Origin of the sequence: Micromonospora sicca, assembly GCF_003172935.1 — a bacterium.
Lineage (GTDB): Bacteria > Actinomycetota > Actinomycetes > Mycobacteriales > Micromonosporaceae > Micromonospora > Micromonospora sicca.
The window spans coordinates 1-10,981 of record NZ_QGKS01000065.1; the positions used below are offsets into that span (position 1 = coordinate 1).

Here is a 10,981-nt window from a genome sequence, read left to right on the forward strand (position 1 = left end):
TGCCGCAGCAGCGTCCCGTCCCGGGCGGCGCCGGATGCGCGGCGTACGGCGGCATCGGGGCCCCGGAGGCGACGTTCGGCTGCGGCGCGGCCCCGCCCGGGACGGGACGCTGCTGCGGCACGGTCGGCGCGGGCCCGGACGGTGTCGCGCCGGCGGCCGTCGGCGCGGTCGCGGGCTGCGGCGTCCCGGCTGGTGCGGTCACGGGCGAGGCCGAAGTGGCGGCGGTCTCCTCGCCGGTCGGTGCGGCGTCGCCCTCAGCCGTCGCCGCCGCGGCGGGGGTCGGCTGCGCGGATGCACCGGTGGCGGGCGTCGAGTCCTCGACCGGCGCCGGGGCGGCCGGTCGCTCGCCTGCGAGAGGCGGGACCAACGGCAGGAAGATGGCGTACCCGCGGGTGCCGGCCGGGACGGTGACCGGAATCGCCCAGGCGGGCTGGTCCTCCGGACCCGGCCACACCAGCCCCGGTGGTGTCCCCTCGGCGGTGGGCATGACGAGCAGGTAGGGCGTGGCGTCGGCGGGGATCGTGCCCGCCGTCTGCCCGGCCGCCGCAGCGGTCGGGGGTGAATCTGGCGCCGAAGGCGGCTCGGACACAGGACGCTCCTTGGTCACAGGGTGCCGTCACTGTAGGGGCAAGCCCTCGCCGCCCGCCGCCCCGCGACCGGACCGTCCTCGGCGGACGTCCGGTCAGCAGGGCCAGGTCGTGACCCGCCTCGGCGTTTGCCTGGCTCAGGGAATCCCGGTCGTACGGCTTGGGGCTGAAGACGGCCACCCGCATGGTGGTCACGTCAGGGGCCGGCGCCGGGCACGCCGAGCGGCTCCCCGCAGTCGGGCGGGTCGCTCACCCCACGACGGTGGTCTCGCTGGCCAAGTCGTTGGTCGGGTTTCCGTCGTACTCGGTGCCGGTCACCCGGGCCTGGCTGGTCACCGTGCCCAGGCCTTGGGGCCGCAGCTCGACCACCACGGTCGCGGTCGCTCCGCCGGCGAGCGTGCCGAGGTCGCACTCCACCCGGCCGGCGGTTGCCGACCCGCATGCGCCCTGCGACGCCTGCACGGCGAGCAGCGTGAGCCCACCCGACACCGTCGCGGACCACTCCTGCGCGAGGTGGGCGGCGGACGGCGATGCGCCCTGGTTGCTGACGGTCACGGTGTAGGTGAGCGGCCGTCCGGGCGGGGTGGGGTCGGCGGATTCGCCGATCGTCACCGCCAGGTCCGCGGCGGGCAGGACGGTGACCGTGACGGACGCGGCGTTGTTCGCCGGCTGCGGGTCCGGCTGGTCCGCGCCGATCGAGCCGGAGATCGTGTGGGTCCCCGACGCGGACGCGGTCACCGCGATCGGCGCTATGGCCCCGGTTGACGGAGGCAGTTCCGTCGGCCCGAAGGTGCAGACGGAGTCGGACCCGTCCGGGACGCAGGACGCGCTGGAGTCGATCGAAAGGCCGGCCGGAATTCGCAGTCGTGCGGCGACGCCGGTCGCGGTGGCCGGGCCCGCGTTGGACATCTGCGCGGAGATGAAGAACGACGTCCCCGCGTGGACGGGACCGTACGGCCCGCTCAGCTGCAGTGCGACGTCGGCCTCGGTCGGCGTCGTCACCGTCGTGGTCGCCGTGCGGGCATTGTCGGACGGATCCCTGTCGGGCTCCGCGGCGGACACGGTGAAGGTCATCGAGAGCGTGCCGGCTTCGGCGGGCGTGACCTGGATGATCAACAGGGACGCCATCCCGCTCGCACCCAACGTCCCCAGGTCGCAGGTGACCAGGGTCGTTGTCGCGCTGCACCGGTCGTCCCAGTCGAGGGGGTGGAAGGACACCCCTGCGGGCAGCGGTGCGGTGACCCGCGTACCGGTCGCCGTACCGGGGCCACGGTTTCCCACGGAGACGGCGTAGGGGACGGTCGATCCGGCGAAGACCGGGTCCGGACTGTCGCTGACGTCCGAGACGAACAGGTCCACCCGCTCCGCCGCGCGCGCCGGGCCGGCGGGGACGACGAGGGAGACGAGACCGACCAGGAGCGCGGGCAGGAGACGGGTACGGGCGAGGCGGGACATCCGCATCTCCTCTTCCCAGCCCTCGATGACGAGGACTTCCGGAGGAATCCAGTCAGGGAAATGTACCGCTGCGCCAGGCCGCTTGTCGCCCCGTCGAACTGTTGACGTCGCACGGCCGTACCAGTGGGCGGAGGTCGATCACATGGCCGTACGCCGAATCCTCGCCGCCGTCGCGGTCGTCGCCGCGACTCTGTTGCTCACCGCCGCCCCCGCCGCCGCGCACGGCGCACCGATCAACCCGCTCAGCCGGGCGGCGGCCTGCGGCCCGGAGGGCGGCCGGGCGGCGACACCGGCCTGTCGCGCGGCGATCACGGCCGGTGCCGCGGTACGGGAGTGGGACAACGTCCGGGTCGCCCGGGTCGACGGCCGGGACCGGGAGCGGATCCCCGACGGTGAGCTGTGCAGCGGCGGGCTGTCCGCGTACCGGGGGCTGGACCTGCCGCACACCGACTGGCCGGCGACGACGCTGACCTCCGGCGGCCGGTTCACCTTCCGGTACCGGACCACGATCCCGCATCGGGGCACGTTCCGGCTCTACGCCACCACCCCCTCCTACGACCCGAGCCGGCGGTTGACCTGGGCCGACCTCGAGCCGCGGCCGTTCCTGACGGTCACCGACCCGCCGCTGCGCGACGGCGCGTACCAGCTGCCAGGCCGCCTGCCCGCGGGCCGCAGCGGCCGGCACCTGATCTACATCATCTGGCAGAACTCCGACACCCAGGACACCTACTACTCCTGCTCCGACGTGGTGTTCCGGTCGTCCTCCGACACCGCGTCGGGTGCCCGTGGCGGCCCGTCGGCCAGTCCGACCGCCACCACGAAGCGGGCCGCCCCGCGTACCGTCCCACCGGCAGTTCCACCGGGCGGCGCGGCCGGCGTGCCGGCGGCGGAGGCCGGGGTACCGGTGGCCTCGGTGACCGACCTCGGCGGCGTCCGCTGGCCGCTGGTGGCCGGGGCCGCCGCGGTGGTCACCGTGCTGCTGGCGGCCATCGTCGGGATGCGGCTGCGCCGGGCCGGCAGCGTGCCGGTCGGCCGTGCCTGCGAGGTACGCAACCACCGCGCCGGCCGCCGCCGGATCTGGTGAACCCGCTCAGTCCCCAGCTCCAACGGGAGGCGCCCATCGGGCCACCCTTCGCTGGTCGGACCGCACCGCCGCGGCCGTCTGGCGACGGACCATTGCGGCGCGGTCCGACAACGCGGTCAGCCCAGGCGGTGGTCGATCTCGGCCAGCTCCTCGGCGGTGAAGTCGAGGTTGTCCAGCGCGGCCACGTTCCCCTCCAGCTGGGCCACGCTGCTCGCGCCGATGATCAGGCTGGTCATCCGCGGGTCGCGCAGCGCCCAGGCCAGCGCCAGCTGGGCCAGCGACTGGCCGCGCCGCTCGGCGATCCCGCCGAGTGCCCGGATGGTGGCCATCTTCTCCGCGGTGAGGTCGCTCTCGTTGAGGAAGACGCTGGTGCGGACCCGGGAGTCCGCGGGGATGCCGCCCAGGTAGCGGTCGGTGAGCAGACCCTGCGCGAGCGGGCTGTACGCGATGCAGCCGGCGCCCACCTTTTCCAGCGTGTCGAGCAGCCCGTCGTCCTCGGTCCACCGGTTGAACATCGAGTACGACGGCTGGTTGATCAGCAGCGGCGTACCCAGGTCGCGCAGGATCGCCGCGGCCCGGGCGGTCTGCTCCGAGTTGTAGTTGGAGACGCCGACGTAGAGCGCCTTGCCGGAGCGGACGACGGCGTCCAGCGCGCCCATCGTCTCCTCCAGCGGGGTGTCCGGGTCGAACCGGTGGGAGTAGAAGATGTCGACGTAGTCCAGCCCCATCCGGCGCAGCGACTGGTCGAGCGAGGAGATCAGGTACTTGCGGGAGCCCCACTCGCCGTACGGGCCGGGCCACATCAGATAGCCGGCCTTGCTGGAGACGACCAGCTCGTCCCGGTACGGCTTGAGGTCGGTGGCGAGCATCCGGCCGAAGTTCTCCTCCGCCGAGCCGGGCGGCGGGCCGTAGTTGTTGGCCAGGTCGAAGTGGGTGATCCCCAGGTCGACGGCGCGGCGGACGATGTCCCGCTGCCGTTCGAACGGGCGGTCCGGCCCGAAGTTGTGCCACAGCCCTAGCGAGATGGCGGGCAGCCGGAGCCCGCTGCGTCCGCTGCGCCGGTAGGTCATGGTGTCGTAGCGCTCATCGGCGGCAAGGTAGGTCACGCCAAGGACCCTAGCCCCGCCCCTACCGGGCTCCACGCCCAGAGGTGGTGGCGGAAGTGCGCAGCGCCCGGGCGTCGGAACGGGCGTGCCGACCGGCCCCGCCGGGTAGCTTCGAGGCCATGCGCTTCGTCCCGCTCGACACCCCCAAGTCCATTTCCAAGATCGGTCTCGGCACCTGGCAGTTCGGGTCGAAGGAGTGGGGCTACGGGGCCGACTACGAGCGCCGGGCCGGGGACATCGTCCGGCGGGCGCTCGACCTGGGGGTCACCCTCTTCGACACCGCCGAGCTGTACGGCTTCGGCCGCAGCGAACGCATCCTCGGCGCGGCGCTCGGCGACGACCGGGCCAAGGTCGTGGTGGCCAGCAAGATCTTCCCGGTGCTGCCGATCGCCCCGGTGGTCCAGCAGCGCGCGGTGGCCTCCGCCGCCCGGCTCGGGGTCAGCAGCATCGACCTCTACCAGGTGCACCAGCCCAACCCGGTGGTCGCCGACACCACCACCATGCGCGGCATGCGCGCGCTCCAGGACGTCGGGCTGGTCGGCGAGGTCGGGGTGAGCAACTACAACCTGCGCCGCTGGCGGTTCGCCGAGGCCGCGCTGGGCCGCCGGGTGCTGAGCAACCAGGTCCGCTACAGCCTGGTCGACCGCGGTCCCGAGGAGGACCTGATCCCGTACGCGGAGCAGGCCGGCCGGATCGTCATCGCGTACAGCCCGCTGGCACAGGGCTTCCTCTCCGGGCGGTACGACGCGAGGAACCCGCCGGGCGGGGCGGTACGCCGGGCCAACCCGTACTTCCTGCCGGAGAACCTGGACCGCGGCAGCGCGCTGATCGCCACGCTGCGCGAGGTCGCCGGCGCCCACGACGCCACCCCCAGCCAGATCGCCCTGGCCTACCTGCTGCGCCACCCCAACGTGGTGGCCATCCCCGGCGCGTCCAGCGTGGAGCAGTTGGAACGCAACGCGGCCGCCGCCGAGATCGACCTGACCGACGACGAGTACGCCGCCCTGTCCACCGAGGCCCGCCAGTTCCGCCCGATCACCGGGCTCGCGGCGGTGCCGAAACTGGTCCGCGCCCGTACCGGAAGGTGACCACCATGGATGACATCACCGCCCTCATCCTCGACGACCACGCCGCCTTCCGGCGCGGCTTCGCCCGGCTCGACGACGCCCGCGACGACGCCGAGCTGCTGGCGATCTGGGAGGCGCTCGCGCTGCACCTGGACATCCACGCCGAGGCGGAGGAGACCATCCTCTACCCGCACCTGGTGCGCCGCGGCGACGACGGCGAGGAGGAGACCGAGGACGCGGTCGGCGACCACAACAAGATCCGCGACGCGATCGCCGAGTCCAAGCTGCACCCGGTCGGCTCGGACCAGTGGTGGGCGGCGGTGTGGCGGGCCCGCCGGGAGAACAGCGAGCACCTGGCCGAGGAGGAGGACGAGGCGCTGCCGGACTTCCGCCGGCACGTCGGCGTCGAACTGCGGGCCGAGCTGGGCTCCCGCTGGCTGAAGTTCTACGGCGAGCACAAGAACGGCCGTAACCTCCGCTTCGCCGACAAGGACCCGCGGAAGTACGTCGACGAGCACCGCTGACCGCTGGTCCCGCGGGCGCCGGTGTCCGCCCGGCCGTACCGACTTCGGGCGATCAGGTCCGAACCGGGCGGTCCGGTGCCGGGGCGCGCTAGCGTGGGTCGGGTGACTGCGCCAAACCAGGTTCCCCCGGTCCCGCCCGCCGACCTGCCCGGCACGCTCGGCGAGCTGCGGACGTCCGGCCACCACTACCGCACGGTCAAGGCTGAGATCCGCGACAACCTCCTCGCCCGGATGCGCTCCGGCGAGGACCGCTTCCCCGGCATCGTCGGGTACGAGGACACCGTGCTGCCCGAGGTCGAGCGGGCCCTGCTCGCCGGCCACGACATGGTGCTGCTCGGCGAACGCGGCCAGGGCAAGACCCGGCTGATCCGCTCGCTCGGCGCGCTGCTCGACGAGTGGACCCCGGTCATCGGAGGCTCGGTGCTCAACGAGCACCCGCTGCACCCGCTCACCCCGGCCTCCCGCGCGCTGGTCGCCGAGGCCGGCGACGACCTGCCGATCGGCTGGCTGCACCGCTCGATGCGGTACGGCGAGAAGCTGGCCACCCCGGACACCAGTGTCGGCGACCTGATCGGCGACGTCGACCCGATCCGGATCGCCCAGGGGCGTAGCCTCGGCGACCCGGAGACGATCCACTTCGGGCTGGTGCCGCGTACCAACCGCGGCATCTTCGCCGTCAACGAGCTGCCCGACCTGGCCGAACGCATCCAGGTGGCGCTGCTCAACGTGCTGGAGGAGCGGGACATCCAGGTCCGCGGCTACCAGCTCCGCCTGCCGCTGGACCTGCTCCTGGTGGCCAGCGCCAACCCGGAGGACTACACCAACCGGGGTCGGATCATCACCCCGCTCAAGGACCGGTTCGGCGCGGAGATCCGCACCCACTACCCGGTCGACCTGGAGCTGGAGCTGGCCCTGATCCGGCAGGAGGCCGACCTGGTCGCCGAGGTGCCGGAGCACGTGCTGGAGGTGCTGGCCCGGTTCGCCCGCGCGGTCCGCGAGTCACCGTCGGTGGATCCGCGCTCCGGGGTCTCCGCCCGGTTCCCCATCGCCGCCGCCGAGACGGTCGCGGCCGCGGCGCTGCGCCGGGCCGGCCTGCTCGCCGCCGCTCCCGCACCCGAGGGGGTACGCCCCGAGGCGCCCGTCGCCCGGGTCGGCGACGCCGTCTCCGTCACCTCCACCCTGCGCGGCAAGGTCGAGTTCGAGAGCGGCGAGGAGGGGCGGGAGATCGAGGTGCTGGCCCACCTGCTGCGGACCGCCACCGCCGAGACGTTCCGGGCCCGGCTGGCCGGGCTGGACCTGTCCGGGTTCACCGGGCTGGTCGCCGAGGGCGCGGTGATCGAGACCGGGGAACTGGTCTCGTCGGCCGAGCTGTTGCGCCAGGTCGGCCCGGTGGACGGGCTGGCCAAGGTGCTCGACCGGCTCGGGCTGGGCGACGCGCCCACCCCCGAGGAGGCCGCCGCCGGCGTCGAGTTCGTCCTGGAGGGGCTGCATCTGACCCGCCGGCTCGGCAAGGACGTCACCGAGTCCGGGCGCACCGTCTACGGCGGCCGGGGCTGACCATGGCCGGCAACCGGTTCCGGTACGGCCAGTGGCGTGGCGGGCCCGACCCGCTCGCCCCGTCGTACGACGTGCGCGCCGCCGTGGACGCGGTCGGCGCGGAGGTGCTGAACGGCGGCAGCCTCCGGGAGGCGCTGCGCGACCTGCTGCGCCGCGGCCCGCGGGGGCGGGGTGGCCTGGACGAGCTGGCCGCTCGGGCCCGGCGGCTGCGCCGGGACGCGCTGCGCCGGGGCGACCTGGACGGCGCGGTGACCCGGGCTCAGGCCCTGCTCGACCAGGCCCTCGCCGCCGAGCGGGACGAGCTGCGCGGTCGCGACGGCGACGACGCCCGCTTCGCCGAGGCGGTGCTGGACAACCTGCCCCGCTCCACCGCGCGGGCGGTCGAGGAGCTGTCCGGCTACCAGTGGGCCAGCGACGAGGCCCGGCAGACGTACCAGCGGATCCTCGACGGGCTCCGCGGCGAGGTGCTGGAGCAGCGCTTCGCCGGGCTGCGGGACGCGGCACGAGCCGCCGGCGACCCGGCTGTCCAGCGGCAGCTCGCCGAGATGATGCGGGACCTCAACGACCTGCTGGGCCGGCACGCCCGCGCCGAGGACACCACCGACGCGTTCGCCGAGTTCATGCGCCGGCACGGCGAGTTCTTCCCGGAACAGCCGAAGGACGTCGACGAACTGGTCGACGTGCTGGCCCGCCGGGCGGCGGCCGGGGAGCGGCTGATGCGGTCGCTGTCCGACCGGCAGCGGGAGGAGCTGGCCGGGCTGATGCGCCAGTCGCTCGGCGAGCAGTTGGCCGGCGAGCTGTCCGCGCTCGACGCCCACCTGCGGGCGCTGCGCCCCGACCTGAACTGGCAGCGTGGGGAGCGGGTCCGCGGCGACCAACCGCTCGGCTACGGCGAGGCGACCGGGGTGCTCGGCGAGATCGCCGAGCTGGACGAGCTGCTGGATCAGCTCGACCAGGAGCACACGGGCGCCACCCTCGACGACGTGGACGTCGACGCGGTGGCCCGGACGCTGGGCCGGGACGCCGCAGACGACGTACGCCGGCTGCGGGAGCTGGAGCGGGAGCTGCGCCGGCAGGGCTGGGTGAGCCGGGACGCGGACGGGTTGACGCTGAGCCCGAAGGCGCTGCGCCGGCTTGCCGGCACCGCGCTGCGCCGGGTCTTCGCCGACCTGACCGCCGGGCCGCGCGGCCAGCACGATCTCCGCTCGGCGGGCGCCGCGGGCGAGGTCAGCGGGGCGTCCCGGCAGTGGGAGTACGGCGACGAGCAACCCCTCGACGTGGTGCGCACCCTCACCCGTGCGGTACGCCGGGCCGGCCCCACGGTCCCGGTGCAGCTCGCGGTCGAGGACTTCGAGGTGGTGGAGACCGAGCGGCGGGCGTCGGCGGCGGTGGCGCTGTGCGTGGACCTGTCGTACTCGATGATCTCGCAGGGGCGCTGGGGGCCGATGAAGCAGACCGCCCTCGCCCTGTCGCACCTGGTGGCGACCCGGTTCCCGCAGGACGCGTTGCAGATCGTCGGCTTCGGCCGGGAGGCGCTGCCGCTGACCCAGCAGGAACTGGCGGCGGTGGAACCGGACATGGAGCAGGGCACCAACCTCCAGCACGCGCTCCGGCTGGCCGGCCGGCACCTGCGCCGGCACCCGGGCGCGGAGCCGGTGGTGCTCGTGGTCACCGACGGCGAACCCACCGCCCACCTGGATCCGGAGGACGGGGAGGCCTACTTCCACTGGCCGCCGCTGCCGGAGACGATCGAGGCGACCATCCGCGAGGTGGACAAGCTCACCCGCTACGGCGCCACGCTGAATCTGTTCATGCTCGGCGACGACCCGGGACTGCGCCGCTTCGTCGACGCGGTGGCCCGCCGCTCGAAGGGCCGCATGTTCACTCCCGACCTCGACGACCTCGGCGAGTACGTGGTCAGCGACTACCTCCGCGCCCGGCACGGCCGGCGCTGACCCGCCCGTCATCGGTGGATCACGGTCGTGGGCGAATCCCCTCATCCGGGTGAAACGGGCGCGATAACTCCCTGACCGACGGGTGGGGGCGGGGTTGACTGCGGAGGTGGAGAGCGCGGAGCTGCGGCGGGCGTACGAGGCGGTGCTCGCGGAGGTGGATGCGGGCGGGTTCGGGGCGCCGGCCGAGGGGGAGCTGAGCGCGGAGCAGATCGTGGCGCACCTGGCCGCCAACGACGAGCTGTTGAGCGAGGCGACCGAGGCGGTGCTGGCCGGGTCGCCGTTCGCGTACTACGACCTGGAGACCATCCACCGGCCGCAGCTCGATGCCCTGGTCTCCGAGTGCGGCGGCCTGGACGGGCTGGCCACCCTGCTCCGGGCCACCAGCCAGAAGCTCTGTACCCTCGCCGACCGACTCGGCCCCGCCGCGGACACCCCCGTCGACACCGTGCTGCGCGAGGGCGTCGACCTGAACGTGGACGAGTCCCTGCCCTGGGGCCGCACCCTCGACCTGCACACCCGCGTCCACCTGCCGATGCACCTGACCCAGCTCCGGGTGCTGCGCAACGGTGCGAGCCGCGCACCCGTGGCCGGGTCGTGAGCCGCCCGGCCTGGTGAGGCCCTCCCGCTGGTGGCCGGCCCGCCGATCGGCGTTCGACACGGCCGGGCCGGGCCTGCTGCGGCACCGGATCTGGATGGCGGCGCCGCTGATCCTCCAGTGCTCGCTGATGGCCGGCGTCGCGTGGTGGATCTCCCAGTCGTTCTTCGGCCACGGAACCCCGATCTTCGCCGCCACCGCGGCGCTGATCTGCCTGACCTCCAGCATGGGCGGCCGGGGGCGGCAGGCCGTCGACCTGTTCGTCGGGGTGGCGGCCGGGGTCGTGGTCGGGCAGGGGCTGCGCGCGCTGCACACCGGCAACGCGTTCTGGTTGATCGTGCCGGCGATCGCGCTGACCATGGCGATGGCCGCGCTCGTCAACCCCCGGCCGTTGACCTACATCCAGGCCGGCGCCGCCGTGCTGATCGTGGTGGCGGTGGGGGCGTCGAGCTCCCCGGTGGAATACCTGGTGGACGCCGCCGTCGGGGGTCTGGTCGGGCTCCTCGGCAGCCAGGTGCTGTTCACTCCGGACCCGGTCAAGCTGGTCGAGGAGCCAGTCCGGAAGATCCTGCGGGACACGGCGGACGCCCTGCGTACCGCGGGCGAGGCGCTGCGTCGGGGCTCGGCGGCGCAGGCGGGGGTCGCGTGCGAACGGGCCCGGGACGCGCACGCCCGGCTCGGGGAGCTGTCCGGGGCCCGCGCCGCCGCCCAGCGGGTCACCGGCCGCACCGTACGGGGCCGGCGGCGGTTGGGCCGCCTCCGGCGGGCGGACCGTCCGCTCGACGACGTCGACGTGTTGATCGCCGCCGTCCTGCTGCTCTGCGACGACGTGCAGGTCCGACTCGCCCGGGCCGGGGCACCGGCGTCCGATCCGCTGCCAGCCCGGCTGACCGAGCTGGCGGACGGGGTGGCCGAGCTGGCCGCCCGGCCGATGCCGGTCATGGCGACCGCCTCTCCCGACCGGCGTCGGAGAGCCGCCGACCCCACTCCGCCCAGTTTCCCCGCACCGCCATGCGCTGAGGAGGTCGCGGCGACCGAGGTCTACCTGCAC

The 10,981-nt window shown here is 74.2% G+C and carries 9 protein-coding genes and 1 pseudogene; 7 read left to right on the forward strand and 3 right to left on the reverse strand.

Annotation, left to right across the window (positions count from 1 at the left end; genetic code table 11):
* Both DKT69_RS01645 and DKT69_RS01650 read right to left on the reverse strand, forming a co-directional pair.
* A pseudogene (locus DKT69_RS01645) lies at positions 1–589 on the reverse strand (DUF4153 domain-containing protein); the annotation flags it as partial.
* A 247-nt stretch (positions 590–836) separates the two neighbouring features.
* Positions 837–2,042 (reverse strand): DUF11 domain-containing protein, encoded by a 1,206-nt coding sequence (locus tag DKT69_RS01650; protein WP_161557749.1) that lies wholly within the window; start codon positions 2,040–2,042, stop codon positions 837–839.
* A gap of 142 nt (positions 2,043–2,184) precedes the next feature.
* Between DKT69_RS01650 and DKT69_RS01655 the strand changes: the two genes are divergently transcribed.
* The gene (locus DKT69_RS01655) at positions 2,185–3,126 is read left to right on the forward strand and encodes a lytic polysaccharide monooxygenase auxiliary activity family 9 protein (RefSeq protein ID WP_109799842.1); all 942 of its coding nucleotides are present in this window, start codon (positions 2,185–2,187) and stop codon (positions 3,124–3,126) included.
* 116 nt (positions 3,127–3,242) lie between these two features.
* Here the strand turns inward: DKT69_RS01655 and mgrA are convergent, their stop codons facing one another.
* Complete coding sequence (mgrA, locus tag DKT69_RS01660; RefSeq protein ID WP_109799843.1) at positions 3,243–4,232, reverse strand: L-glyceraldehyde 3-phosphate reductase; 990 nt, start codon at positions 4,230–4,232, stop codon at positions 3,243–3,245.
* Between the two features lie 119 nt (positions 4,233–4,351).
* Here mgrA and DKT69_RS01665 point away from each other — a divergent pair, with 119 nt between their 5' ends.
* The 6 genes from DKT69_RS01665 to DKT69_RS01690 form a co-directional block, all read left to right on the forward strand.
* Positions 4,352–5,320, forward strand: coding sequence for an aldo/keto reductase (locus tag DKT69_RS01665; protein WP_109799844.1), 969 nt, complete (start codon positions 4,352–4,354; stop codon positions 5,318–5,320).
* A 5-nt stretch (positions 5,321–5,325) separates the two neighbouring features.
* Positions 5,326–5,823, forward strand: coding sequence for a hemerythrin domain-containing protein (locus tag DKT69_RS01670; RefSeq protein ID WP_109799848.1), 498 nt, complete (start codon positions 5,326–5,328; stop codon positions 5,821–5,823).
* 93 nt (positions 5,824–5,916) lie between these two features.
* Positions 5,917–7,380, forward strand: a complete 1,464-nt coding sequence (locus DKT69_RS01675) for a sigma 54-interacting transcriptional regulator (protein WP_109799845.1) — start codon at positions 5,917–5,919, stop codon at positions 7,378–7,380.
* Positions 7,381–7,382: 2 nt separating this feature from the next.
* On the forward strand, positions 7,383–9,335 hold the full coding sequence (locus DKT69_RS01680; protein WP_109799846.1) for a vWA domain-containing protein: 1,953 nt from the start codon (positions 7,383–7,385) through the stop codon (positions 9,333–9,335).
* Positions 9,336–9,441: 106 nt separating this feature from the next.
* Positions 9,442–9,933: a hypothetical protein gene (locus DKT69_RS01685; RefSeq protein WP_109799847.1), complete on the forward strand. Its 492-nt coding sequence runs from the start codon at positions 9,442–9,444 to the stop codon at positions 9,931–9,933.
* 13 nt (positions 9,934–9,946) lie between these two features.
* Positions 9,947–10,981 (forward strand): FUSC family protein (locus tag DKT69_RS01690; RefSeq protein WP_146230959.1); only part of this gene is annotated, 1,035 nt, incomplete at its 3' end.

Coding starts and splice junctions, on each gene's coding strand:
- DKT69_RS01655 (WP_109799842.1), top strand. CDS start 2,185: ATGGCCGTACGCCGAATCCTCGCCGCCGTCGCGGTCGTCGCCGCGACT.
- DKT69_RS01650 (WP_161557749.1), bottom strand. CDS start 2,042: ATGTCCCGCCTCGCCCGTACCCGTCTCCTGCCCGCGCTCCTGGTCGGT.
- DKT69_RS01670 (WP_109799848.1), top strand. CDS start 5,326: ATGGATGACATCACCGCCCTCATCCTCGACGACCACGCCGCCTTCCGG.
- DKT69_RS01680 (WP_109799846.1), top strand. CDS start 7,383: ATGGCCGGCAACCGGTTCCGGTACGGCCAGTGGCGTGGCGGGCCCGAC.
- DKT69_RS01665 (WP_109799844.1), top strand. CDS start 4,352: ATGCGCTTCGTCCCGCTCGACACCCCCAAGTCCATTTCCAAGATCGGT.